The organism is Aeromonas allosaccharophila (assembly GCF_000819685.1).
Taxonomy (GTDB): domain Bacteria; phylum Pseudomonadota; class Gammaproteobacteria; order Enterobacterales; family Aeromonadaceae; genus Aeromonas; species Aeromonas allosaccharophila.
Genome location: NZ_CDBR01000053.1, coordinates 172827 through 198859 on the forward strand (window position 1 = coordinate 172827; position 26033 = coordinate 198859).

The 26033-nt window shown below is 56.9% G+C and carries 24 protein-coding genes and 1 riboswitch; of the genes, 18 read left to right on the top strand and 6 right to left on the bottom strand.

Annotation, left to right across the window (positions count from 1 at the left end):
- Positions 1 to 30 precede the first annotated feature (30 nt).
- The 3 genes from BN1115_RS10630 to flgA form a co-directional block, all read right to left on the bottom strand.
- Positions 31 to 447 (bottom strand): flagella synthesis protein FlgN, encoded by a 417-nt coding sequence (locus tag BN1115_RS10630; protein WP_042657130.1) that lies wholly within the window; start codon positions 445 to 447, stop codon positions 31 to 33.
- Positions 444 to 764: a flagellar biosynthesis anti-sigma factor FlgM gene (gene flgM / locus BN1115_RS10635; protein ID WP_005334177.1), complete on the bottom strand. Its 321-nt coding sequence runs from the start codon at positions 762 to 764 to the stop codon at positions 444 to 446. The genes BN1115_RS10630 and flgM overlap by 4 nt, the downstream gene beginning before the upstream one ends.
- A gap of 91 nt (positions 765 to 855) precedes the next feature.
- Positions 856 to 1539: a flagellar basal body P-ring formation chaperone FlgA gene (gene flgA / locus BN1115_RS10640; protein ID WP_082034831.1), complete on the bottom strand. Its 684-nt coding sequence runs from the start codon at positions 1537 to 1539 to the stop codon at positions 856 to 858.
- A gap of 144 nt (positions 1540 to 1683) precedes the next feature.
- On the opposite strand from flgA, the gene BN1115_RS10645 reads away from it, so the two are divergent.
- The 14 genes from BN1115_RS10645 to mgtE all read left to right on the top strand — a co-directional run bounded on the left by BN1115_RS10645 (position 1684) and on the right by mgtE (position 16311).
- Positions 1684 to 2595 (top strand): chemotaxis protein CheV, encoded by a 912-nt coding sequence (locus tag BN1115_RS10645; protein ID WP_042657131.1) that lies wholly within the window; start codon positions 1684 to 1686, stop codon positions 2593 to 2595.
- 17 nt (positions 2596 to 2612) lie between these two features.
- Positions 2613 to 3437 (top strand): CheR family methyltransferase, encoded by an 825-nt coding sequence (locus BN1115_RS10650; RefSeq protein ID WP_042657132.1) that lies wholly within the window; start codon positions 2613 to 2615, stop codon positions 3435 to 3437.
- A gap of 284 nt (positions 3438 to 3721) precedes the next feature.
- Entirely contained in the window at positions 3722 to 4120 is a 399-nt protein-coding gene (gene flgB / locus BN1115_RS10655) for a flagellar basal body rod protein FlgB (protein ID WP_005334169.1), read from the top strand.
- Entirely contained in the window at positions 4120 to 4539 is a 420-nt protein-coding gene (flgC, locus tag BN1115_RS10660; RefSeq protein ID WP_005350658.1) for a flagellar basal body rod protein FlgC, read from the top strand. Before flgB ends, flgC begins: the two co-directional genes overlap by 1 nt.
- A 15-nt stretch (positions 4540 to 4554) precedes the next feature.
- Complete coding sequence (locus BN1115_RS10665; RefSeq protein ID WP_042657133.1) at positions 4555 to 5295, top strand: flagellar hook assembly protein FlgD; 741 nt, start codon at positions 4555 to 4557, stop codon at positions 5293 to 5295.
- A gap of 10 nt (positions 5296 to 5305) precedes the next feature.
- Positions 5306 to 6673, top strand: a complete 1368-nt coding sequence (flgE, locus tag BN1115_RS10670; protein WP_042657134.1) for a flagellar hook protein FlgE — start codon at positions 5306 to 5308, stop codon at positions 6671 to 6673.
- A gap of 144 nt (positions 6674 to 6817) precedes the next feature.
- On the top strand, positions 6818 to 7564 hold the full coding sequence (flgF, locus tag BN1115_RS10675; protein WP_042012589.1) for a flagellar basal-body rod protein FlgF: 747 nt from the start codon (positions 6818 to 6820) through the stop codon (positions 7562 to 7564).
- Positions 7565 to 7578: 14 nt separating this feature from the next.
- Positions 7579 to 8367 (top strand): flagellar basal-body rod protein FlgG, encoded by a 789-nt coding sequence (flgG, locus tag BN1115_RS10680; RefSeq protein WP_042657135.1) that lies wholly within the window; start codon positions 7579 to 7581, stop codon positions 8365 to 8367.
- 14 nt (positions 8368 to 8381) lie between these two features.
- Positions 8382 to 9053, top strand: a complete 672-nt coding sequence (gene flgH / locus BN1115_RS10685; RefSeq protein ID WP_042057417.1) for a flagellar basal body L-ring protein FlgH — start codon at positions 8382 to 8384, stop codon at positions 9051 to 9053.
- A gap of 8 nt (positions 9054 to 9061) precedes the next feature.
- Positions 9062 to 10159 (top strand): flagellar basal body P-ring protein FlgI, encoded by a 1098-nt coding sequence (locus BN1115_RS10690; protein ID WP_042657136.1) that lies wholly within the window; start codon positions 9062 to 9064, stop codon positions 10157 to 10159.
- A 43-nt stretch (positions 10160 to 10202) separates the two neighbouring features.
- A complete protein-coding gene (gene flgJ / locus BN1115_RS10695; protein WP_042657137.1) occupies positions 10203 to 11276 on the top strand; it encodes a flagellar assembly peptidoglycan hydrolase FlgJ in 1074 nt (357 codons plus the stop codon).
- A 3-nt stretch (positions 11277 to 11279) separates the two neighbouring features.
- Positions 11280 to 13283, top strand: a complete 2004-nt coding sequence (locus tag BN1115_RS10700) for a FlgK family flagellar hook-associated protein (protein WP_042657138.1) — start codon at positions 11280 to 11282, stop codon at positions 13281 to 13283.
- 4 nt (positions 13284 to 13287) lie between these two features.
- Positions 13288 to 14496 carry a flagellar hook-associated protein FlgL gene (gene flgL / locus BN1115_RS10705; RefSeq protein WP_042657139.1) on the top strand — a complete coding sequence of 403 codons (1209 nt, stop codon included), beginning with the start codon at positions 13288 to 13290 and terminating at the stop codon, positions 14494 to 14496.
- A 179-nt stretch (positions 14497 to 14675) separates the two neighbouring features.
- Positions 14676 to 14845, top strand: a riboswitch (M-box (ykoK) riboswitch).
- A 122-nt stretch (positions 14846 to 14967) separates the two neighbouring features.
- Positions 14968 to 16311: a magnesium transporter gene (gene mgtE, locus BN1115_RS10710; RefSeq protein ID WP_042657140.1), complete on the top strand. Its 1344-nt coding sequence runs from the start codon at positions 14968 to 14970 to the stop codon at positions 16309 to 16311.
- 60 nt (positions 16312 to 16371) lie between these two features.
- Here mgtE and ppx read toward each other — a convergent pair whose 3' ends face one another.
- From ppx to BN1115_RS10725, 3 genes are all read right to left on the bottom strand, one after another.
- Complete coding sequence (gene ppx / locus BN1115_RS10715; protein ID WP_042657141.1) at positions 16372 to 17862, bottom strand: exopolyphosphatase; 1491 nt, start codon at positions 17860 to 17862, stop codon at positions 16372 to 16374.
- On the bottom strand, positions 17852 to 19921 hold the full coding sequence (gene ppk1 / locus BN1115_RS10720; protein ID WP_042657142.1) for a polyphosphate kinase 1: 2070 nt from the start codon (positions 19919 to 19921) through the stop codon (positions 17852 to 17854). Before ppk1 ends, ppx begins: the two co-directional genes overlap by 11 nt.
- A 74-nt stretch (positions 19922 to 19995) precedes the next feature.
- Positions 19996 to 20511 carry a glycine cleavage system transcriptional repressor gene (locus BN1115_RS10725; protein ID WP_033138700.1) on the bottom strand — a complete coding sequence of 172 codons (516 nt, stop codon included), beginning with the start codon at positions 20509 to 20511 and terminating at the stop codon, positions 19996 to 19998.
- Between the two features lie 197 nt (positions 20512 to 20708).
- On the opposite strand from BN1115_RS10725, the gene BN1115_RS10730 reads away from it, so the two are divergent.
- The 4 genes from BN1115_RS10730 (at position 20709) to BN1115_RS10745 (ending at position 25947) form a co-directional block, all read left to right on the top strand.
- A complete protein-coding gene (locus BN1115_RS10730) occupies positions 20709 to 21587 on the top strand; it encodes a DUF2726 domain-containing protein (protein WP_042657143.1) in 879 nt (292 codons plus the stop codon).
- 267 nt (positions 21588 to 21854) lie between these two features.
- Positions 21855 to 23276 (top strand): sigma-54 dependent transcriptional regulator, encoded by a 1422-nt coding sequence (locus BN1115_RS10735; RefSeq protein ID WP_042057396.1) that lies wholly within the window; start codon positions 21855 to 21857, stop codon positions 23274 to 23276.
- 106 nt (positions 23277 to 23382) lie between these two features.
- The gene (locus BN1115_RS10740) at positions 23383 to 24417 is read left to right on the top strand and encodes a sensor histidine kinase (protein WP_005334126.1); all 1035 of its coding nucleotides are present in this window, start codon (positions 23383 to 23385) and stop codon (positions 24415 to 24417) included.
- 186 nt (positions 24418 to 24603) lie between these two features.
- Positions 24604 to 25947 carry a sigma-54-dependent transcriptional regulator gene (locus tag BN1115_RS10745; protein ID WP_021231049.1) on the top strand — a complete coding sequence of 448 codons (1344 nt, stop codon included), beginning with the start codon at positions 24604 to 24606 and terminating at the stop codon, positions 25945 to 25947.
- Positions 25948 to 26033 lie beyond the last annotated feature (86 nt).

The window sequence follows — 26033 nt, forward strand, 5'->3', positions numbered from 1 at the left end:
AAAAAATGCAAGGCCTGATGATAAGAGATGTCAGGCCTTGATACCGTAGGAGCGGGTGCCAGAGCGAGTGTTGCCCTTGGCGTCATAGGTCAGGCTGTTGCGATCTCGCAACTGACTCAGAAAGGTTGCCAGACGACGGTTGGAGACCATGCTCAATTCAAGCAAGCGACCGTTGATATCATTTTGTGCCTGGCAGGCATCCAGTTTTGCACGAAGCTGCGCTATCTCGTCGGGATAGGCTGCCAGCTGCAGTGCTAGTTCCGGCATCTCTGCCAGCGTCTTGTCCAGGGTTTCTATCGCAGCAAGCAACTGCTGTTTGCGCTCGGTCAGTGCAGGCAGGGCCAGTGCCTGATGCTGCTCGAGCAAGCTGAACTCCTCTTCCAGAATGCCTTGCATCTGGCTGAGGTAATCATCTTGGGTGTGCAGTAACGAAGGTAAGTCCATCATCCCAGAACTTTGTCCAGATTGGCCTCGAAACTGAACATCTTCTTGGCAACAGCGTCGCTGTTGACCTGATATTCGCCACTCGCGACGGCTTTTTTCAGTCGTTCGACCTTGCTCTCATTGCCGGTCGAGGCGGTATTGAGGTTTTGTTGCATCTTTTGCAATTGTTGCGCCTCACTGGTCAAGGAGACGGAGTCCAGCTTGACAGTAGCCGCTTTGTTTTCGGGCGATGAGGTGACTGACTTGCTGCCTGTCCCCTGGCTATTAGCGGTATTTTGCAACCGATTGTTCGCCAAGTTGTTGATATTGTTGATGGCCATTTTAGTTACCTTCGTCTGCTTTAAGGTTTGCTTACCTGTTTATCGGTGCGGCAGGTCAAAACTTTAGAAAAAAGTTGTCAAGGATCCGGATTTAAAACGTGACCGATACGGCACCCACAGCACTGACTTTACCCTCAACGGTTTTGCCGGAGCGAATATTGACGAGTTTGATGATCTCTCCGAAGCTGCCATCTTGCAAGGCTCGGGCCATGGTTTTGATCTGGAAGTTGCTGTTTTCTGCCGTCAGAGTGACCTGATCCCCTTTACACACTACACAAACTTGGCTTAAACGGATGGGCTGCCCCGGTTTTAGCTCTCGCTTGCTGCGTACCCCGATAAGAGGAGCGGTGTCAGTCAGGTAGTCGCCGCGGATCAGGGTTTGATCCTGATAGGCCAGGACCAGCTGGCTTTCACTCAGCAGATCCCCCTTGGCAATGGGGTTGGCCACCGTGACATAGGGTTTTTGAATGCTGACCCGCACCGGGAGATAGACGTCCCAGGGTTTGTCTTCCTCACATTTAAGGTAAACTGTTGTATTGCGGCGAATTTCCATTTTTGCTGGTAAGCTGATAGTGAGCAGATCTTCGCAGCGGGTCAGTGGGAGCCGTTCATCCAGCGTGGCAGGGGTAACCTCAGCTCTGGCATCCAACGAAACATCCAGCTGGCTGTAAACGAACTCTTGTGCCCTTTCTTGCAGATAAGTAGTGACGTCCGAGGCGTAGCTGGAAGATATGCTGCCAAAAAAGAGGCTGATGAGTAAAAGTCGGTTAATCATTTTCGCTCGTTGGTCGATAAGTTGTTCACGCATATCACCATATTTAACTATGATTGCTTCAGAATCTGTTCGTTGTCACATCGATAGTCTGACGCAATCCATCACGCATGCATGATTAATGCCAAGCGTTTTTAGGGAGTGTTTATGGCCAGTATTCTGGACTCGGTCAACCAGCGTACCCAGCTCGTGGGACAAAACCGGCTGGAGTTGTTGTTGTTTCGTCTCAACGGACGTCAAAGATTTGGCATCAACGTATTCAAAGTGCGTGAAGTGTTGCAGTGCCCCCCCTTGACCGTGATGCCCAAACTGAACTCTTGCATTCGCGGGGTCGCCCATATTCGTGGCCAGACGATTTCGGTCATCGATCTCAGCATGGCGGTTGGCAAGCGTCCGATTGAAGATTTGAGCAAGTGCTTCATTATTATCTCCGAGTACAACCGCTCCATTCAGGGTTTTCTGGTGCATTCGGTCGAGCGCATCATCAATATGAACTGGGAGTCAATCCTGCCGCCGCCCAAAGGGGCGGGGCGCATCAACTACATGACGGCGGTCACCGAGGTGGACGGCGAGTTGGTAGAGATCCTCGATGTTGAACGTATTCTCAACGAGATCTCCCCGGTCTCTACCGAAGTGAGCAAAGAGCTGGTGGAGTCTAGCGTCGAACACCCGACCCTGGGACGTCCTGTGCTGGTGGCCGATGACTCTTCAGTTGCGCGCAAACAGGTGCAGCGTGCGCTCGAAGCCATCGGGGTCGAGTGCGTGCTGGCAAAAGATGGTCGTGAAGCACTGAATATGCTGCTGGAAATGGCCAAAAATGGCCCCATCAAGGATCAGATTGCGCTGGTCATTTCGGATATCGAAATGCCGGAAATGGATGGTTACACCTTCACTGCAGAAATCCGGAATAATCCCAATCTCAAGGATTTGCATGTTATTCTGCATACCTCACTCAGTGGGGTATTCAACCAGGCCATGGTGCAGAAAGTGGGGGCCAACAATTTCATCGCCAAGTTCCAACCGGATGAATTGGCCAAGGCCGTACAAAACGCACTCTAATAAAGAAGAACAGCTGCATGAAGACACTTTCGGACGACTTATACAAACAGTTCAGCAACTTTCTGGCGGTTCAGAGCGGGATCGTGCTGGGTGATAACAAACAGTATCTGGTGAAGAGCCGTCTTTCACCGTTGATGGCTCAGTTTGGCATCGAGAGTCTGTCTGATCTGGTTACCCGTGCAATGAGTGTGCGAGAGCGTGACCTGAAAATGGCCGTGGTGGATGCCATGACAACCAACGAGACCCTCTGGTTTCGTGATACCTATCCGTTTCAACTGCTTACCGACAAGATTTTCCCGGAATTGGGGAAAAGCGGCCGCCCCATCAAGATCTGGTCTGCCGCCTCGTCGTCAGGTCAGGAGCCCTACTCCATTGCCATGACGGCGCTGGAGCAACAGATGAAAAAGCCGGGCACCTTGCCCGGTGGCGTTCAGATTGTCGGAACGGATATCTCGACGACCATGCTCAATCAGTGCAAGGAAGGCATTTATGACAGTCTTGCACTGGCTCGCGGGTTGTCGCCCGAGCGTAAGAAGATGTTTTTTGAGCCTTACGGCGACAACAAGATGCGGGTGGTGGAGCGAGTCAGAAAATTGACCACCTTCCGGCCGATCAATTTGCTGGAGAGCTACAGCCTGCTTGGCAAGTTTGACATCATTTTTTGCCGTAACGTGCTCATCTATTTTGCGCCGGAAGTGAAGTCAAAGATCCTCAACCAGTTTGCTGCCAGCCTCAATCCTGGTGGGTATCTGATGTTGGGGGCGTCGGAGTCACTGGCCGGATTGACCGACCGGTTCGAGATGATCCGCTGTAATCCGGGGATAGTCTACAAGGTCAAATAGGCCTGATAGCCTTGATATTCTGGGTTCTTGCCAGTTCATGTAAAGAGGGAAGCGATTAGCTTCCCTCTTTCTTTCTCTACAGTTCAATGCCTCTATTTGCCTGCCATTTCCAACCACTGCCAAGATGGTTAACAACCTGAGGTAGCCAGACGTTACCTGGCTGCTGGGGCGAGATACTCCCGTGGTTTCTGGTCTGAAATGTGCTCATCCCCAGACCATCGAGTTGAGTGATTCGCTTATGGCACACCTCTTGCAAACAAAATATACCAAGCAGGAGGTGTGCTATGGCTCTTTCATTTGACAAGGCATTCGGTGTTCATCAACACACGATAAGCGTTCGCGCCAAGCGGGCTGAAGTGCTGTCCAGCAATATTGCCAACGCGGATACACCGGGCTTCAAAGCCAGGGATATCAACTTTGCACAGGCGTTGCAGGAGGCCCAGTCGCATCAGGGTTTTGGTCTGGCCACGACCAGCGAAAAGCATTTTGCCTTGAATATGGACGCTCCGGGTACCGTGCAATATCGCAACCCGCTGCAACCGGATACCGGTGACGGCAATACGGTCGATGTGCAGCAGGAGCGCAGCGAGTTTCTGCGCAATAGCCTCGAGTATCAAACCTCCCTTGAATTTATGAATAGCAAGATCAGTGGCCTGCTGAAGGCCCTGAAAGGAGAGCAGTGATGAGTTTGTTCAAGGTCTTCGACATAGCAGGCTCGGCTATGAGCGCACAGTCCGTGCGGCTCAACACGGTTGCCAGCAACATGGCCAACGCGGACAGCGTCAGCTCCAGTGTGGAAAATACTTACCACGCCAGGCGGCCAGTCTTTGCCGCCCAGCTCGATCAGGCGATGTCTGATAAGCAGGGCTCGGTCGGGGTTGAGGTGAAGGGCATTGTCGAGAGCAAGGCACCACTGCTTAAAGAGTACAACCCCAACCACCCGATGGCGGACAAAGACGGCTTCATCTTCAAGCCGAACGTCAACATGGTTGAAGAGATGGCCGACATGATCAACGCCTCGCGCAGCTACCAGACCAATGTCCAAGTTGCAGATTCGGCCAAGAAGATGCTGCAGCAGACGCTCCAGCTTGGCAAGTCCTGATAGGAGGGATGCAGCATGGTCGATACAACCAACAATGTGAACGGTATCAGCCGTACCACGACCCAGACGACAGGCACCACAACGGCGCCCAAGAAAGAGCTGGATCAGGCTTCATTTATGAAACTGCTGACCATGCAGCTGTCATATCAGGATCCCTTCAAGCCGGTCGACAATGCCCAGATGCTTTCCCAGATGGCCTCCATGTCTACGTCGGAGGGGATCAGCAGTCTGTCTACCCAGATGGGCAAGCTTAATGACCAGATGATATCCAGCCAGGCTCTGCAAGCGTCTTCTCTGGTTGGTCAAAATGTGTTGCTACAGGGCAATACCGGATTTTTAGACCAGGATGGTTCGTTATCTGCGGTCGTTGCTGTTGGTACAACGAATAAATATTCGGGCGTCAAAATTACCGTTGAGGATGAAAAGGGGCAGGTTATCAAGGAGTTTCCTCTCGAAGGAGACCAAAAAGGTAATGTTGAAATTGCTTGGGACGGTAAAGACAAGGCCGGCAACCGAGTCGCCGCAGGCAAGTATGTCATCAAAGCCAGCGGCACTCTCGATGGCAAATCGGAAAGTATTGCCACATTTGCTTATGCCAAAGTGGACAGTGTTGCCTTGGGCAATGCGACTAACCCGACTCGCCTCAATTTGAGAGGACTGGGTAGCGAATATTTGAACAACATTCTGCAAATTTCAGGAACCAATTCAAATCCGACGGTTACACCGTCAAAAACCACGTCGACAGCATCGATCTAAGGAGCTGGATATGTCATTTAACAATGCCTTGAGCGGTGTCAACGCGGCACAAAAAGACTTGAACGTCACCGCCAACAACATTGCCAACGTTAACACCATGGGCTTTAAAGAGTCCCGTGCCGAGTTTGCGGATGTCTACGCCAACTCCATTTTTGTCAGTGCCAAGACCCAGGTCGGTAACGGTGTGGCGACTGGCGCGGTTGCCCAGCAGTTCCATCAGGGGGCGCTGCAATTTACTAATAACGCACTGGACTTGGCGATCCAGGGGAATGGCTTCTTTGTGACTTCGGATGGATTGACCAATCTGGATCGCACTTACACCCGTGCCGGTGCCTTCAAGCTCAATGAAAACAGCTATATGGTCAACAATCAGGGCCATTATCTGCAAGGCTATGAAATTAACGAAGATGGGTCTCCAAAAGCGGTCAGTATCAATGCAACCAAGCCTATCCAGATCCCTGACCGTGCTGGTGAGCCGATTAAGACCACGAAGATTGACGCCAGTTTCAACTTGCCGTCGACAGCGTCGCCGTTGCCTGCAGGTGGAGGTGCAGGTGATGCATCAACCTTTGATCCCAAAGATTCGAAAACTTACTCTTCTTCAACCTCAGTGGTGATTTATGACTCTCTGGGCGAGCCGCATACCATCACGCAATATTTTGTCAAAGAAGCTGACCCCGCAGATCTGACCAAACCGGCCAATCCAACTGCTTGGCGTATGTACCTCTACCAAGGTGATAAACCCATTGATATTGTCGGTGGTGTAACACCGACGATGGCGACTGGTTTGAGCCAAGCGCCTGCTGGTGCAAGAGTCACCTTCGGTGCTGATGGCAAGATGGTTACCCCTACTACACCGGCGACCATCAAGACAGAGCAATTGGGAACTGCGCCCCCAACAGGCGCTGGCATTATCACTAACGGTGCAGATCCCACCCAGCAGGTGGATATCAACTTCGGAACGGTGACCCAATATGCCTCACCATTTGAAGTCAGTAAGTTGACACAGGATGGTTCTACTGTTGGTCGTTTGACCAAGGTTGAGATCACCCCGGATGGTATAGTGTCTGCGACTTACAGCAACGCCACCACCATCAAGGTGGCGATGGTTGCCATGGCCAAGTTTGCCAACTCGCAAGGGCTGACTCAGGTTGGCGATACCTCCTGGCGGCAATCCCTGCTTTCTGGTGAGGCCTTGCCGGGGACACCCAATTCGGGAACATTTGGCACCATCAAATCATCGGCGCTGGAGCAGTCCAACGTGGATTTGACCTCCGAGCTGGTGGACCTGATCACTGCCCAGCGTAACTTCCAGGCTAACTCCCGTTCACTGGAGGTCAACAGTTCGCTGCAGCAGACCATTCTGCAGATCCGTTAATTACACAATGCATGAAAATGAGAGGGGGCCTGGCCCCCTCTCTGTTTCTGTCGCCTCCTCGCGCTTCTTACTCCCCGCTATCTTTGCTATTGGCACTCTAATTGCATTTCTCCTGTCAGAGTCATCTGTTTGACGGAGAATTCCATGGATCACCTGCTTTATATCGCCATGTCCGGGGCCAAAGAGACCATGAACAGCCTGGCTGTTCGGGGCAACAACCTCGCCAATGCCAATACCACCGGTTTCAAGTCCGATTTCGAGCAGGCCAGAAGCATGCAGGCGTTCGGTGAAGGCTTGCCAAGCCGGGTGTTTGCCATGGCTGAGCGCCCGGGTCAGAACCTGCAGCATGGCATGCTGATGACCACAGGACGGGATCTGGACGTGGCGGTGGATGGTCCGGGCTGGATTGCCGTGCAGGATCCCAAGGGCGGTGAAGCCTATACCCGCATGGGGAATTTGCAGGTCAATGCGACCGGCAACTTGCAAACCTCGACCGGCCTGAATGTGGTGGACGATGGTGGTCAGCCTATCGTGCTGCCGATGCCGATGGAGAAACTCGAGATCAATCGGGATGGCACCATCAGCGGTCGACCGGAAGGGGCTGCCGCCAACTTGCCGGAAGATTTCCAGCGGATCAAGCTGGTCAACCCGGCCGCCGATGCGGTGGAGAAGGGGCAAGATGGTCTGTTTCGCCGCAAGGATGGCCAGAATGAAGCAGCCTCGGCCAATGTCGGCCTGATTGCCGGCTCCCTTGAGGGGAGCAACGTCAATGTGGTGGATGAGATGACCAACCTGATCCGGCTGCAACGTCAGTTCGAAACCCAGGTCAAAATAATGAAGACGGCCGAAGAAAATGATGAAGCTCAAACCCAACTGCTGCGAATCAGCTAATCAAGGAGTTACCTATGAATCCCGCACTCTGGATCAGCAAGACCGGGTTGGATGCACAGCAGACCAATATTTCGGTCACCTCGAACAACCTGGCGAACGCCAGCACCGTGGGCTTCAAAAAGTCACGGGCCATCTTTGAAGATCTGCTTTATCAAAACATCAATCAGCCTGGTGGCCGCTCCTCTGCCGATACCGAGCTCCCCTCCGGCTTGATGCTGGGGGCGGGTGCCAAGGTGGTCGCGACCCAGAAAAACCACAGCCAGGGCAACGTGCAAACCACCGACAACTCGCTGGATTTGATGATTAGTGGCCGTGGTTACTTTGAAATTCAGCTGCCCGATGGCAGTGCGGCCTATACCCGTAACGGTCAGTTCACCCTCAACGATGAAGGGACGATTGTGACGCCGGGCAACGGTTACACCCTGCAACCGGAAATCCAGATCCCGGAAAACGCCCAGAGCGTCACGGTGGGCGAAGATGGCCAGGTCTCGGTGCAGCTCAAGGGCGATGGCGCGTCTCAGGTGGTCGGGCAGATCACCTTGTCAGACTTCGTCAATGCCAGTGGCCTGCAGCCGATGGGGGAGAACATGTTCGTCGAGACCCAGTCCAGCGGTGCCGCCATTCAGGGCAACGCCGGTGCCGATGGTCTGGGGGTGGTCAAGCAGGGGATGCTGGAGACCTCCAACGTTAACGTAACCGAAGAGTTGGTGAACCTCATTCAGGCTCAACGGGTCTACGAGATGAATTCCAAGGTGCTCTCCGCTGTGGACGGCATGATGTCCTTCCTGATCCAGCGTACCTAATTAGGAGGTGCATGATGAAAGCCGTATGGATGCTGGGATTGCTGGTGCTGGGAGGGTGTAGCAGCACTCCCAATACACCCAAGCCTGATGATCCCGAGTTTTCCCCCGTTTACGGGGAGTCGGAGCCGGTGTCGGTGCGGCCGACAGGGGCGATTTTCCAACCGGATCAGGTCAATGGCATCTATTCGGATATCAAGGCGCACAAGGTGGGTGACATCATCACCATCGAGTTGGCGGAATCGACCTCGGCCTCGAAAAAAGCCAATACCCAGAGTGGCAAGGATAACAAGTTCAATCTGGACCCGGTCAAGTTGGGGGGCGTGCCCGTGACAGCCAGCCCCTATGATCTCTCGGCCTCCATTGCTCAAGACAGCGCGTTCAAGGGCCAGGCCAAGGCGGATCAGAGCAACAGCCTGCAGGGTAATATTTCGGTCAGCGTGGCCAAGGTGCTGCCCAACGGCAATCTGGTGGTGCGCGGCGAGAAGTGGATCATGCTAAACAATGGCAATGAATATATCCGGATCACCGGCCTTATTCGCCCGGAGGATGTGACGTCTGACAACAGCGTCTCGTCCCAGAAGGTGGCCAATGCCCGCATTTACTACGGTGGTACCGGCGATCTGGCCAATAGCCAGGAGCAAGGGTGGCTGACCAGCTTTTTCAATGGCCCCTGGTGGCCGCTCTAGGAGATGTTATGAAGTCACTCCGTCTTGTCACTCTGCTTTGCTGTTTGCTCCCTCTGGGCGTGGCCAATGCTGCCAGGATCAAGGACATCAGCTCGGTTGAAGGGGTGCGCAACAACCAGCTGATTGGTTACGGCCTGGTGGTGGGGCTGCCCGGTACTGGCGAGAAGAATAACGCCTTCACCGAGCAGACTTTCCGTACCATGCTCAACAACTTTGGCATCAAGGTGCCGGATAACATCAAGCCCAAGATCAAGGATGTGGCGCCGGTGGCGATCCATGCCGACTTGCCACCCTTCTCCAAGCCGGGCCAAACCATTGATGTCACTGTTTCTGCCATCGGCGAGGCCAAGAGCCTGCGCGGCGGTACCCTGCTGCAAAGTTTCCTGAAAGGGTTGGATGGTCGGGTTTATGCGGTCGCGCAGGGCAGTCTGGTGGTCGGTGGTCTGGGGGCCGAGGGGGCTGATGGCTCCAAGGTGGTGGTCAATACCCCGACCGTCGGGCGGATTGCCAACGGTGCCACCGTGGAGCGGGAGGTGCCCAACTCCTTCAGTCAGGGGGACACCATCACCTTCAACCTTAACCGCCCCGACTTCACCACTGCGCGCCGGCTGGCCGATGTGGTCAACGATCTGGTGGGGCCCAATACCGCTCAGGCGCTCGATGCCACCTCGGTCAAGGTCTATGCCCCGCGGGATCCGGGTCAGCGCGTCTCCTATCTCGCCACCATCGAGAATCTGGAGGTGGATCCGGCCAATGAGGCGGCCAAAATTATCGTCAACTCCCGTACCGGCACCATCGTTATCGGCAGTCAGGTCAAGCTCAAACCGGCGGCCATCAGCCACGGCGGCCTGACGGTGACCATAGCCGAGAATAAGCAAGTGTCCCAGCCCAACCCGTTGTCGGGGGGCGAGACGGTGGTGACCAACAACTCGACCATCAATGTCCAGCAGGAGCCGGGGCGGATGTTCAAGTTTGATACCGGTGCGACCCTGGACGACTTGGTTCGCGCGGTCAATCAGGTCGGGGTCGCCCCCGGTGATTTGATGGCCATCCTCGAGGCGCTGCAGCAGGCAGGCGCCATCGAGGGGCAACTGGTCATATTGTAACAAGCGGCAAGTGGTTGCCACGGGTGGCAATGAGGTAAGCAAAATGGCGGAGTTTGACACCAACAGCGGCATGAATCTCGGGATGGTACAGGACATCAAGAACCTGGACCGTCTGCGCCAGATGAGCCAAAGCAAAGAAGGGCAGGCCGAAGCGCTCAAGAGTGCATCGCGCCAGTTCGAGTCAATCTTTACCCAGATGCTGTTTCAGAGCATGCGTCAGGCCAACGGGGTGTTGACTCAGGACAACCCGATGAACAGCAGCTATACCCAGTTCTATGAAGGGATGCTGGATGAGCAGCGGGTTGCCGACATGTCGAGCAAGGGGGGGCTGGGACTGGCTGACATGGTGGTCAAGCAGCTCTCTCCCGAGACCTTTACCCATCAGGATGGGCGGGTGCTCAAGATGCCGCAGCGTACCGAACGGACCTACAAACCCTATCAGCCCCCCACGGCGGCTGCCGACGATTTGATCGCTGTATCAAAAGTTGGCAAAGATTTTGCTGAGAAAGAGATGGCGGAGGGGGCCAAGGAGAGCCACGGGCTCACGATGCCCCATCGACCACACCGCAGCATCCCGCCCATGGGGCGGATTGCCAGCGAAGAGGGCAGTGCCGCCAGTAGTGGGGGCAAAGAGTTCGATACGCCGGAAGAGTTCGTCAATCGCCTGATGCCGCTGGCCAAGAAAGCGGCCGACAAGCTGGGGTTAAGCCCGGCGGTACTGGTCGCTCAGGCGGCACTGGAGAGCGGTTGGGGCAAGCGGGTGATCAAGGATGGCGAGGGGCAGGTGACCCATAACCTGTTTGGCATCAAGGCCGATCCGCGCTGGGAAGGGCCCAAGGCGGTGGTCAGCACGCTCGAGTATGAGCAAGGCGTCGCCTCCCGTCAGAAAGCGGCATTTCGCTCCTATGAGTCGTTTGAAGAGAGCTTCAACGACTATGTGGACTTCCTCACCTCCGGCTCTCGCTACAAGGGGGCCCTGGCAAAGGTGGATAGCCCGGACCGCTATTTCGAGGCGCTGCAACAGGCGGGTTATGCCACCGACCCGCACTACGCCAGAAAACTGAAACAGGTATTGCGCAGTGATGCTATTGCCCAATACAACGAGATGGAGCTGTAACATATGGCAAGCGACCTGCTTGGGATTGGTTCATCGGGCGTGCTGGCGCAGCAACGCCTGCTGCAGACCACCAGTAACAACATAGTGAACGTCAATAGCCAGGGCTATGTGCGTGAACGTACGCTGGTGTTTACCAATTCCATCGGTCTTGGTACCGGTGACATCAAGACCCAGCGGGTGATCAACGACTATATGCAGGGGGAGGTGCGCCGTGATACCTCCGCCTATCACGCTTCTATGACCCATTACGAACAACTTGCGGGTGTTGACAGCTTGCTGGGGGATACCAGCAACAGTGTGGGAGCGGCCATTACCTCCTATTTCAAATCATTCCACTCTGCCAATGAATCGCCCGCCGAGATCGGTGGCCGCAAGGTGGCGATGACGGAGCTGAGTGGCATGGTCAACCGCTTCCATACCCTCTCGGCGCAGTTCGACAAGCAGAGCGATACCCTCAATACCCGCATCGAAGATGAAACCAAGCAGGTCAACAGCCTGCTCACCAGCATCAATGATCTCAACCAGGCCATCCTCCGCACCCAGGGTTCACCCGAAGAGAACCTGATGCTGTTTGATCAGCGGGATGAGGCGATCCGCCAGCTGTCGGAGAAGATGGATATTCGCACCGTAGCCCAACCCAACGGCAGCATGCTGGTCAATATGAGCACTGGCCATTCGCTGATCCTTGATGGGGGCGTAGCCCAGTTCAAGCTGATTGCAGGGGATCCTGACTCCCGGGATCAGGAGTTGCAGCTGACGTTGGGGGATAATCAGGCAACCATCGATCACGATACATTTGGTGGGGCCATGGGCGGGCTGTTCAAGGCGCGTACCGACCTTGAGCCAACCAAGCGTGAGCTGGGGCAGTTGGCCGTGGCGATGGCAGATGCCTTGAACCAGCAAAACCGCCTCGGGATGGATCTGGATAACGAGATTGGCGGCGATATCTTCACCCTGCCTACCAGCAAGGGATTGCCATACGGCAGTAATACCGGGACGGTCGGAGCGAATGTCAGTTTCGTGCCAGGCAAAGGGACATCAGTGACCCCGTTTGATTACGAAGTGCGCTTTAGCAGCGCCACCGGTTATGAGGTGTTCTCGCTGGACAAGTCGGGCAATCGCACCTCTGTAGCGACTGGCACCACCCCTCCTGCAACGTTTGAACTCACCGGTCACGGTATTTCAATCGACCTCACCGGTACGCCGGCTGCGGGTGACAAATTGTTGCTGCAACCGACCAAAAGCGCGGCCGCCGGGCTGGAGCAACTGATCACCCGACCGGAAGATTTGGCGTTGGCCTCTCCACTCAAAGCGGAAAAGAGCACCAATAATGGCGGCGGGGCTGATATCAAACTGGGCGGGGTATTCAATACCGGAGCAGGGTCAGGTTTTGGTACCAATAGTCTGAGCCCGACGGCGCCCCAGGTCGTCAAGATTGACACCAACGGTAACTATCAGGTTTTTCAAGCCGATGGCACCACCCTGATAGGTACGGCACCTGCGAGCAGCAAGGGACAAGATCTGATGTCGGCGATCGTCAACCCTTTCCCCGCCGGAGCCGCAGTCTATGCCAACCCGAAACAGGCACCTGGCTACGAGTTCAGTATCACCGGGACGGTGAAGGCTAACGACAGCTTCAAGCTCAGTTACAACAGCAATGGCTTTGCCGATAACAGCAATGGTCTGGCATTGGCCGAATTGCAAAACAAGGATCTGGTGCGCAAGAGCACCAATGGTGGGACTACCAACGACAAGATGACCTTTAATCAGGCCTATTCCGGGTTGGTGATGGAAGTGGGCAACAATACCAGTCAGGCAAAAACCTTGCTCAAGGCCAATGAATCCAAGCTTATCCAGAGCACAGGCATCTTTGAAAGCGTGTCTGGGGTCAATCTGGAGGAGGAGGCAGCCAATCTGATCCGCTTCCAGCAATCCTATGCCGCTTCGGCGCAAATCGTCAGTACCGCCAAAACCATTTTCGATACACTGCTCTCGTCCGTGAGGTAACGTCATGCGCATCACCACCAACATGATCTACGACCGGAATATCTATTCCCTCAACAGTGCCAATGAGCGGTTGAATACCGCCTATCAACAGCTGCAAACCGGTAATAAATTTCAGACTGCCGGCGAAGACCCCGCGGGGATGAGCCAGAAGATGGCACTGACCAAGGAGATCGACCTGTTCAAGCAGTATGGGGTCAATGGCAGCTTGCTGGAAAACAGTCTGGGGCATGAGGAGACGGTATTAACGTCGATTAATAATGCGATGCTGAGTGCCCAGACCCTGATCCAGAAGTCAAATAATGGCTCTATCAGCATGGATGATCGCAAGGCTATTGCCAGCGAGCTGGAAGGGTTGCAGCAGCAGATGTTCGACCTGATGAATAGCAAGAATTCCTCTGGTGAATTCATATTTGGCGGCAATCAGAGCAAGACCCAGCCTTATATCAAAGACGCCAACGGAAAATATATTTATCAAGGAGATCCTGGCCAGCGAAATATTCAGGTATCACCCACAGTACAAATTGCTGCCAATGATTCTGGGCAGGACCTGTTTGAAATTGTGGCGACCAGAAGAACCGCCAGTGCCACCACCGCGAATATCAAGGTCGGGATCGGCGATCAGGGTAATTTTGATAATTTTTTCAAATCCAATTACAACTCGGCACTGCCCAGCAACACCTATACCGTATCAACGACTATCGGTCCACCGGACACCTATGATATCAAGGATAGCGGTGGCAATACCCTGCAAACGGGTAACTATACTGCCGGCACCAAGATCCCTTTCAATGGTCTGGAGTTGACCCTTGATCTGCCAGCAGGTGGCGCGGCTCAGCAGTTTGACCTCAATCCACCAAAGAATGACAATGTGCTGAACGGGATGTCGGATTTTATGGCCGCCTTGCGCGACCCCAGTATCACAGCTGATAACTTTGCGCAGGAAGTGGCTGATGCCACCGTCCATATGAAAAATGCCCGCCTGAATATCGATCATGGATTGGGTGAGCTGGGTGGCCGGATGAACAGTCTCGAGGCGGTCATGGGCTCCAATGAGGGGCTCAGCACTCTCAACTCAGAGGCGAGAGCCAAGGTGTCGGAAGCGGATCTCTATGAGGTTATTTCGACGCTCTCCAAAGAGGATGCGGCATTGAGTGCTTCGCAACTCTCTTTCAGCAAGATAAGTCGTCTGACGCTATTTGACTATATCCGCTAATGAAGGGGCCCTTTTGGGCCTCTTCTGTTATCGCTGCTCTGCACACCGGTTTCGCGTTATTTCCTGCCAATTGTAACAAGCTGTTGCCATCCCCCATTTAATGGTTGCTGCGGGGTTGACCTCCCTGCGGTATTGGATAATCATGCCGCCCGCACAACAGAGGGTTGTGCGAATTATTTGCAGCATCTCGTTAGGCGAGGCTCCTGTATAAACACAGGCCACTGATCTCACGACGTCCAGAGACGCCCAAGATCAGGACAGTTTTCATCGGATTAAGGTGTAAACCCAAGTGGCTTCCGGCATGCCGGATACGTTATACAGTGCTAAAGCTGGTACGTGGGGATGATGACACGCCGAACGGCGTCATTTCCTGCCTATTACTCGTCAATCAAATTGCTGTTTTCTTGTCGTTGCATCCGGCTGTTTCCGGAAGCATTCAGGTTCGCCTGAAATCACATGAGGATATCTGTGATGAAGAAAACACATACCATTCTTAACCGTCACCAACTGCTCGATCTGGCTGCCCTGCAGGGCTGGCTGGAGTCCAATCTGGATCCGGTTCAGCGCGCCGATCAACTGCTGACCCTGCGGCCAGAAGAGCTCAACTGTGTCTTTGATACGCTACCTGCACCGCAAGGTACAGAGCTGCTTGGCTCACTCTCTGCCGAGAGTGCCGGTCGCCTGTTGCAGCGGCTGCATGGCAGCATTGTCAGCGTGTTGCAGGAGGCCATTCCCCGTCGCGAGATGGTGGCCATCCTGCGCAAATTGAGCCGTCAGGATCGCACCATGTTACTGGCTCGCTTCCCGACCCAGGCTCAGGCCATGTACTACTCCCTGCTGGATTGGCCCACCGAGTCGGTGGGAGCCAACATGCGCCACGAATATCTTGCGGTGCGGGAGGAGGACACGGTCGGGCATGCCAAACAGCTGATCCACGATGCCTGGGACAATGCCCAGCTGTTTCGCCACATCTATGTGGTCAACGGGGATGGCCGTCTGCAAGGGAGCCTCTCTCTCAAGACTCTGCTGATCGCTGACCCGCTGGCCAGCGTGGCAAGCCTGATGGATCGGGAGACAGTGCGGATCAACGCCCGTGCGGATCAGGAGCTGGCAGCGCGCTTGCTGATTGACCGCGACCTGTCGGTATTGCCGGTCGAGGATCAGGGACGACTGGTCGGTATTTTCCATGTCGACGATGCGGCTGATATCCTGGAGCTCGAATCCACCGAGGATGCCGAGATGCAGGGTGGCTCATCGCCGCTCGATACCCCTTACCTGCAGGCGACGCCCTGGCAGCTATGGCGCAAGCGGGTGGGCTGGCTGCTGATCCTGTTTGTGGCGGAAGCCTATACCGGCACCGTGCTGCGGGCCTTTGAGGAGCAGCTGGAGGCCGCCATCGCGCTGGCGTTCTTTATCCCCTTGCTGATCGGTACCGGTGGTAACAGTGGCACCCAGATCACCACCACCATAGTTCGTGCCATGGCGGTCGGAGAGGTGAGTCTGCGCAATCTCGGCACCGTGCTGAAAAAGGAGCTCTCCACCGGTCTGCTTATCTCTGCGGCCATTGCGGTTGCGGCCTGGATCCGGGCCTGGAGTCTGGGGGTTGGCCCCCAGATCGGTATGGTGGTGACCTTTACCATCATCGCCATCGTGCTCTGGAGTGCCACGGTCGCGTCCATCATTCCCATGGTGCTGCGCCGTTTCCGGATTGACCCGGCTGTAGTTTCCGCACCGTTCATCGCGACGCTGGTGGATGGTACCGGCCTTATCATCTACTTCGAGATGGCCAAGTGGTTGTTGCCCGAGTTGCAGTAACGGGCAGATTGATATGCAAAAGGCAGCCAGTGGGCTGCCTTTTGCATTTATCTTTCCGGTTTAGCCGAGCTGGAACAACAGTGGCCAGCCTTGCTCCTGGCAATAACGATGCTCCTTCTCCAGATTCTGCATCAAGAGACGGTTATCCTCGCACCAGTCGATCGGCAGGGTCACGACCAGCTGATCGCCTTGCACTGCGACTTTCCACTCCGGCAGCAGGTTGTCCTGGCGCTTGTGGTGGGCGGCCACCGCTAGGCGCAGAATGCGGATGCAGCGCAGCACCGTTTGCAGGTCGTGGTTGGGCAGGGGCGGCAGCTCGGAGAGCTTGAGCCCCTTGCGCTGAAAGCGTACCAGCGCCGCCAGCAGGGCCTGATCGTCCTGGTTGAAGCCGGGCAGGTCGGTGTGTTGCAGGATATAGGCGGAGTGACGATGGATACCGCTGTAGTTGATGGCAAGGCCAATTTCGTGCAGCCGCGCCGCCCAGCCGAGGATGGCGCGATAGGGCTCTATTTCCATCTGCCACGGCTCTTGCAAGGCATCGAACAGGGTCAGCACGCTCTGTTCCACCCGGGCGGCTTGTTTGCGGTCCATCCGGTAGTGGGTGCCCAGCGCCTGTGCGGTGCGCTCGCGGATATCGTGGTGCTGCAAGCGCTCCTCGAACTCGTAAAGGAGCCCTTCACGCAGGGCGCCGTCAGAGTAGTCCAGTCGCTCGATGGGCAGTGAGGTAAACAGTCCGAGCAGGATGGCGACCGCGGCGGCAAACACCTCCTGGCGCTCTTCGGTGAGCCCCGCCAGCTTGAGGTTATCGACCCGCTTGCGCTCAATCATGACGGCCTTGAGATGTTCCAAGCCCGCGAGGGTGATGCTGCCATCGGTCCAGCCCTCGCCCTGCAATACATCGCGCACGGTACGAATGGAGCCGGAGCTGCCAAGGCAGCTCTGCCAGCCCAGCTTGCGATACTGGTTGATGATGGGGGCGAGCTGGTGCTGCGCCTCCAGCACCGCATTGCTGAAGTTTTTCTCGCTCAGCTTGCCGCTGGCAAAGAAGCTCTGGGTAAAGCTGACACACCCCATCTTGCGGCTGGTCAGGGCCTTGTGATCAAACCCCTCACCGATGATGAGCTCGGTGCTGCCGCCGCCGATATCGACTACCAGCACCTGACCCTCGATGTGCTGGGTATGGGCGACCCCCTGATAGATGAGGCGCGCCTCCTCCTGCCCGCTGATGATCTCGATGGGGTGGTTGAGCACCTTGGCCGCTTCGCTGACGAATTCGCGGGCATTGCTGGCGCGGCGCAATGTGTAGGTGCCAGCGATGCGGATCTGGTCCGGCTTGATATTGGTGAGCCGCTCGGCAAACAGTGACAGACAGGCGAGGCCGCGCTCCATCGCCTCCGGGCTCATTCGTTTCTGCTCATCCATCCCCTCGGCCAGACGCACCCGCTCCTTGATGCGATCGACGATGCGAAAACGTCCTTCGCTCAGGTGAGCGATCACCATGTGAAAACTGTTGGAGCCGAGATCCACGGCGGCATAGAGACTATTGTCCATTGTTTGACTCGATACGTTTGAGATAGTCGTAAATCGCCACCTGAGAGCGGATCTTGCGGCGGTTGCCCCGCTTCACATACTCGTTCTTCTGGTCGGCATCGATCACCCGCGCCTTGCAGGTATCACTCAGTTGTAGCTCGAGAATATCCATGATGCGCTGCTTGAGGCGCTCATCATAAATGGGTGTACCCACCTCGATCCGGCCGTCGATATTGCGGCTCATCCAGTCGGCGCTGGAGATATAGAGCTGGGGGTTGCCCTTGTTGTGGAACACCATCACCCGCGGGTGTTCAAGGAAGCGGTCGATGATGCTGATCACCTTGATGTTGTCACTGAGGCCCGGTACGCCCGGACGCAGGGCGCACATGCCACGGATGATCATCTGGATTGGCACCCCCGCCTGACCGGCGGCATAGAGCCGGTTGATGAGATCCTTGTCCACCAGATTGTTGATCTTGAGGATGATGCCGCTCGGCTGACCCGCCTTGGCGTTGGAGAGCTCGTTATCGATGAGACGATAGAGCTGACGGCGGCTGTTGATGGGGGAGACCAGCAGGTGGTTGAACTTGTAGCGCCGATACGGATATTCGATGTATTCGAACACCCCCTCCACTTCGGCGGTGATATCCGGATTGCGGGTCAGCAGCGAGAAGTCGGTGTAGATCTTGGCGGTCTTCTCGTTGAAGTTGCCGGTGCCGATATGGGCATAGCGCACCGGCTCGCCATTTTCGTGGCGGGTGATGAGGCAGAGCTTGGAGTGGATCTTGAGGCTCGGTACCCCGAACACCACCTTGACCCCGGCATCGGTGAGGATGTTGGCCCAGTCGATGTTGGCCGCTTCATCGAAACGGGCGCGCAGTTCGACCACCACGGTCACCTTCTTGCCGTTGTTGGCGGCATCAATGAGGGAGTGGATGATGCGCGACTTCTTGGCCACCCGGTAGATATTGATGCGAATGGCACTCACCGCCGGATCGAACGCTGCCTGGCGCACCAGCTCGGTGAAGTGGTGGAACTTGTGGTACGGGTAGTAGAGCAGAATATCCTGCTTGGTGATGGCATCGAAGGCGTTGACGAAGCCGTCGAAATCGCGGCAATCCAGCGCTGGCAACTTGGGGTTTTCCAGATAGTCACGGCCCACGTTGGGGAAGCCGATGAAATCCTTGAAGTTGTGGTAGCGTCCGCCCGGCATGATGGCGTCGTAGCTGCTGATCTGCAGCTTGAGCTTGAGGAAGCTTATCATGGCGGCGGGCATCTCCCGCTCGTAGACGAAGCGCACCGGCATGGCGGTGAGACGCTGCTTCAAGCCGTCACTCATCTTGTCCAGCAGACTCAAGTCCAGCTGGTCGGAGAGTCCGTATTCGGCATCCCGGGTCAGCTTCACCGCGTAGGCGGCAATCTCGTCGTAGTCGAAGAAGCCCTTGAAGATCTCGTCGAGACAGAAGCGGATAACGTTATCCAGAATGATGATCTGCTTCTTGCGCCGGGTTCCTTCCGGCGGCAACTGGAAGAAGCGGGGCAGGTCATCGGTCGGCACTTCCACCAGGGCGTACTGGATCACCTGACCGTTCTTCTTCATCTCGACGGCCAGATAGGTGTACTCATCCTTGAGGAACTTGACCGGATTGACCTCCTTGTTGAGCAGGATCGGGATGATGTGGCGCAGCACCTTCTCCTTGAAGAAGACCCGCAACCACTTCTGGATCGCCTCGGAAAGCTGGTTCTCGTTGACCAGGAAGATGTTGTGGCGGGCCAGCGCAATCAACAACTCCTTGTAGGTGTTGTCGAATGCCTCACCGAGCGTCATCACCTTCTGCTGGATGGCGCGCAGCAGTACCTTGGCTTCATCGTCGCCGCCATGTACTTCGTTGATCAGAATACGGCGCTTGACGTCCGACACCCGTACCTTGAAAAACTCATCCTGGTTGGAAGAGAAGATCCCCAGAAAACGGACCCGCTCGATGAGGGGCACCGTCTTGTCCATTGCCTCTTGCAACACCCGTTCATTGAATGAGAGCCAGCTCAGCTCTTTCTCTTCATACAGCTTGTCGGTGCTCATGTTGTGCCTCTGTTTCAGGTCGCGTCTGCGCGGCAGTTATGGCGTTAATATATGACAAATAAATGACAAGATGGTTACTGCTCGCTGAACGCCTCGTCGATGTCGACCACCAGATCATCGGAGAGGGACTCCAGCGCGGTGATCAGGTCATCCATGGCGAGCCCATCGGGCAGGGCAACCAGCGCGTGGGCATAGAAGAGCGGGGCGCCGGAGTGGGGGGCCGGTTCACAGCCGGTGGTGAGATCGGCCACGTTGATCTCGAGCTGGCGCAGGATGCTGGCCACTTCGTGGACGATGCCGGGGCGGTCGTTGCCGGTCACTGTCATCATCACCTGATGGGCCGGTTCGGCAGTGGGTGTGCCTTCGGCAAAGCTGATGGTCAGACCCGGCAGCAGGGCCAGCGCTTCACACAGGCTGCGATAGTGCTCATCGGGCACGGAGACATGGAGGATACCGGCAAACTGGCCCGCCAGTTCGCTCATGGCACTGCCCAGCCAGTTGCCCTGCTCGCGGCTGATGACGGCCGCCAGACTCTCGACGATCCCGGGTTTGTCTGCACCGATCACGGTGACCACCAATTGCTTTTGCATCCTGCTCTCCTTGAAATTGGAACTCTGGCTCGATCCCCATTGTGCCTGCTGTGGCTGGTCATATGAACCCCCGCCTGCGGGCAAATAGATAAAAAGACGGGACTTTTACACTTTCCATACGCTTGTCTGCTGCCTTGCTCCGTGGCGGCTGTGGTAAAGTGGTTCCCCTTTCGTGTTGTGAACTGGATCGTGCTTTCATGAATACCCTTGTCGTATCGGGATTGCTGTTGCTGGCGCTGCTTGTGTTGGCGATCTTCTGGAACAGAGGCAGACAGCAAAAGCGCCTGCCTTATGATGTGCAGGAGACCCTGTTCAGCCCCGCCGAGCGATCGTTTCTCGGGGTGCTGGATCTGGCGGTGGGTGACAAGGCCCGGGTCTTTGCCAAAGTGCGGGTGGCCGATGTGCTGACGCCGCAGGCCGGGATCGGCAAAAGCAAATGGCAGCAGCACTTCAACAAGATCAGTGCCAAGCATTTCGACTATCTGCTTTGCCACCCCGCGGATCTCTCCTTTATCTGTGCCATCGAGCTTGATGACAGCTCTCACCGTCACCAGAAGCGCAAGGCGCGGGATCTCTTTCTGAAAACCGCCTGCGACAGCGCCGGTCTGCCGTTGCTGCAGATCCCGGCAAGTGCCAGCTATCTGGTGGAAGAGCTGCGCGAACAGATCCTGCCGCTGCTGGTCAAAACCAGCGAACCGCTGGCAGAGGATCTGCCGCTCGGGGCGCGTCGCGAGCCGACGTTCAACCCTCTGCTGCTGGACGGCGTGGATGTCGGTGCCGGGATGCGTGGCCGTACTGCCCATGCCGAGGCCATCTCGCCCACGTCGTTCCACGAGCCTGCCATCCACTCCAGGGGGATGGTGGAGATGCCACAGAGTGAGGGTGAGCTGGTCGATGGCCTGTTCGCCGACGTGGAGGATGATGAAGTGCACGAGGTACACCACTGCCCCCGCTGCGATGCGCCGCTGGTGGAGCGGGAGGCGAAAAAAGGCCCCCACGCCGGTCGACTCTTTCTGGCCTGCAGCCGTTTTCCCGAGTGTCGTTACGCGGCGCCGCACCACCATAATCACCACTGAGTGCCCCTCACCGTGTCGCATGCTGCCCTCTGACGAGGGCAGTTTTCTTTGTGCGATGGGCGGCGTTTATGGGCGGCGCTGCATGCAGAAAATTCCTCGGCAAAATTTATCTAATCTCCCGTTTCTGTCGATACACTTAGCCTGAATACGACAATTTTTGACAATGTGTCGGAATTTTGGCACTTTGTGCCGGTCATGACATCGCCCAGCCGCGTTTTATGGCCCAATAAAACAATAAGTTAGATCAGGACATCGCGAGGAATGGATATGGTGGAGATGGGCGTGTTGATTGTTGATGCCGATGCGCAGCGGCGCCAGCAGTTGGGAACCGTGCTCTCGTTTATGGGGATCCCGTGGCAAGAGGTGGCGCAAAGCGATCTGGATGTGGCCATCGAATCCTCGGGTCCGCTGCAAGGGGTGCTGGTGGGTGAACTGACCGACCGTCCCTTGTCAGAGCTGCTGGCTGCCTTCCCTCGCACGCCATTCCTCTCGCTGGTTGAGGCCGATCTGCCCAACAGCAACTTTATCGGGGTCGCGCTCTCGCCCTTTACCTATGAATCCCTCACCCGTCATCTGCACTTCTGTCAGGCGTTTGTCTCCTTGCATCCCCGTCAGCAGACCCATGACAAGGGTCAGGCCCTGCTGCGCTTGCTGGTGGGCAAAGGGAAGGGGATCCAGGAGGTGCGTCGGCTCATCAGCCAGGTGGCCGAGACCGATGCCAACGTGCTGATCCTCGGCGAGTCCGGCACCGGTAAAGAGGTGGTGGCTCGCGCTATCCACGAACTCTCTTCCCGCAGCAGTGGCCCCTTCGTGCCCATCAACTGTGGCGCTATTCCCGCCGAGCTGCTGGAGAGCGAACTGTTCGGTCACGAGAAGGGGGCGTTTACCGGCGCCATCGCGGCTCGTCGCGGTCGCTTCGAGCTGGCGCAGGGGGGCACCCTGTTCCTCGACGAGATCGGCGACATGCCAATGCCGATGCAGGTCAAACTGCTGCGGGTGCTGCAGGAGCGGCTGTTCGACCGGGTCGGTGGCGGCAAACCCATTCAGGCCGATGTGCGCATCATCGCGGCTACTCACCGGGATCTGGAGGCGATGATCCGCACCCAGGGTTTCCGTGAAGATCTCTACTACCGCCTCAACGTATTCCCGATTGAGACGCCGCCGCTGCGAGATCGCATCGACGACATTCCGTTGCTGCTGCAGGAGCTGCTCAACCGCCATGCCGAGCAGCACCACGGCTTTATCCGGTTGACCCAGCGGGCGCTGGAGTCGCTGATGCAGTACCCCTGGCCCGGCAACGTGCGCGAGCTCTCCAACCTGCTGGAGCGGCTGCTGATCCTCTACCCGCACCAGATTGTCGATGTGGCCGACCTGCCGAGCCGTTATCGCCTGTTGCCGAGCGAGCCGCGTGATGAGCGGCTGACCGAGATGGATGAGCGCGATGCGCTGGCGGCGGTATTCCAGGAGCCGCCCGAGCTGGATCACTCCCTCGCCTCGGCCCGCACCATGCAGTTGCCGGAGGAGGGGGTCAACCTCAAAGAGATGCTGGCCGACCTCGAAGTGGAACTGATCCGTCAGGCGCTGGAGTCTCAGGACGGGGTCGTGGCCCGCGCCGCCGATCTGCTCGGCATGCGCCGTACCACCTTGGTGGAGAAGATGAAAAAGTACGGGATGAGCAAGGACGTCTAAGGGTCAAAGCCTTGACGCCAACACGCAATTTATTGTTTTAATTCACATAATTTAGTGGCATGGAAATTGAATAACCTGACCCAATAGCCAGTTTGAGGTCAGGTTTATGACAATCCAGCAGCAGGACATGCCACTCCAGTCCCACGAAGTGAGCCAGCTCTATGCCATCTTCAAGGCGCTCCCCACCGGGGTGTTGCTGCTTGATGGGGCCGGGGTGGTCACCCGCGCGAATCCGGCGGCCATCTCCCTGCTGGGGGAGCCGTTGGAAGGGGAGCTCTGGCGCCACATCATTGCCCGCTGCTTCGAGCCGCGCGAGGATGATGGCCACGAAATCTCCCTGCGCGACGGGCGTCGGGTGCAGCTCTCGACCCAACCGCTGCCGGATCAGCCCGGTCAGCTGGTCTTTATCAACGACCTGACCGAAACCCGCAAGCTGCAAGACCGCATCAACCATATGAAGCGGCTGTCGGCGCTGGGCAATATGGCGGCCTCGCTCGCCCACCAGATCCGCACTCCGCTCTCCGCCGCCATGCTCTATGCCGCCAACTTGGCTAACCGCACCCTCAAGCCGGAATCCCGCACTCAGTTTCAGCAAAAGCTGATGGCCCGTTTGCAGGATCTGGAGAAGCAGATCAACGACATCCTGCTGTTTGCCCGCAACGGCGACAATCAGGTGGTCACCCCCATCTCGGTACAAGGGCTGCTGGCCGAAGTGCAGGCTGGTGCCGAGGCTTTCTGCCAGCAGCAGGGCTGCGAGCTGCACATGGAGGCGCCGGAGCCCGATCTCTGTCTGCTGGCCAACAGCAGTGCGCTGGCGGGGGCCATCAACAACCTGATTGCCAATGCTCAACAGGCGGGGGCCACGTCACTCTTGGTCAGCGCGGTGCGCAGTGGCGCCCGGGTGGAGATGCGGGTTATCGATAATGGCAAGGGGATCCCTTCCCATCAGCTCGGTCAGGTATTCGAACCCTTCTTTACCACTCGCTCCCAGGGCACTGGCCTGGGGCTGGCGGTGGTGCAATCTGTAGTGCGTGCCCATCAGGGGGAGGTCGGTGTGGCCTCGGTTCCCGGTGAGGGCACCTGCTTTACTCTGTCGTTCCCCCTGCATCAGCAACCGGTGCAGCTTGGAGGTGTAGCATGACCCATATCGGATCCAGGTTGTTAGCCGGGGCCAGCTGGCCGTTGGCGATTAATGTCGATGAGCTAGAGCTGTTGGCTGTGGGAGGTGTAGCATGACCCATATCGGATCCAGGTTGTTAGCCGGGGCCAGCTGGCCGTTGGCGATTAATGTCGATGAGCTAGAGCTGTTGGCTGTGGGAGGTGTAGCATGACACAGGCCAGGATCCTGGTAGTTGAAGATGACAATGGCCTGCGCGAAGCGCTGGTGGATACCCTTTTGCTCGGCGGTTATGAGTGCCGTGAAGCGGACAGCGGCGAGCGGGCTTTGCTGGCGCTCTCCCGTCAGCCGTTTGACATGGTGATCTCCGATATCCAGATGGGGGGGATGGACGGCCTCACCCTGCTGGCTACCATCCGCCAGCAATATCCGCAGATACCCGTGCTGCTGATGACCGCCTACGCCAACATCGACGGCGCGGTGCGCGCCATGCGTGAAGGGGCCATCGACTATCTGGCCAAGCCATTTTCGCCGGAGGTGCTGCTCAATCAGGTCAGCCGCTATGTGCCCGCCCAGAAGGTGGAGAAGCGCGCCGTGGTTTATGGGGACCCCAAAACTGCCGAGCTGTTCCAGCTGGCGACCCGGGTGGCCAGAAGCGAAGCGACCGTGATGGTGACCGGCCCGAGCGGGACGGGGAAAGAGGTGCTGGCCCGTTACATTCACGATAACTCCAGCCGCGCCGAGCAGCCCTTTGTCGCCATCAACTGCGCCGCCATTCCGGAAAACATGCTGGAGGCGACCCTGTTTGGCTACGAGAAGGGCGCCTTCACCGGTGCGGTGCAGGGGTGCCCCGGCAAGTTCGAGCAGGCGCAGGGGGGCACTTTGTTGCTTGACGAGATCACCGAGATGGATCAGGGGCTGCAAGCCAAGTTGCTGCGGGTGTTGCAGGAGAAAGAGGTGGAGCGGCTCGGCAGTCGCAAGATGATCCCGCTGGATGTGCGGGTCATCGCCACCAGCAACCGGGATTTGAAAAAAGCGGTGCAGGATGGCCTGTTCCGCGAAGATCTCTACTATCGCCTCAACGTCTTTCCGCTGCGCTGGTCTGCCCTGTGCGAGCGGCCCGGTGACATTCTGCCGCTGGCGGAGCACCTGCTGGCGCTTCATGCCAGTCAGCAGGGGTTACCGACCCCACAGTTGACAGATGCCTCGCGGGAACGACTGCTGGCCCATCCCTGGCCCGGCAATGTGCGGGAGCTGGACAACGTGGTACAGCGCGCCCTGATCCTCAGCCCCGACGGGGTCATTGATTGTGACCACCTCATTCTGGAGGAGCTGGATGAGCAGGAGATGGAGTTTGTCAGCGTGGAGCGCAGCTATGGTGGCGATCGCCTCGGCAGCGAGCTCAAGCAGCAGGAGCACCAGATCATCCTCGACACCCTGCAAGATTGTAACGGCAGCCGCAAGGCGGTGGCCGACCGACTCGGCATCAGCCCGCGCACCCTGCGATACAAACTGGCCCAGATGCGGGAGGCGGGGATCGACCTGCCAGCCTGAGGCATGTGGGAAACCGCACTGTGTGGGGGCTGTCATGGTCTTGATGGCCCGGCTCGATTATCATGGGGCCCTTGGCGCTTTGAGCC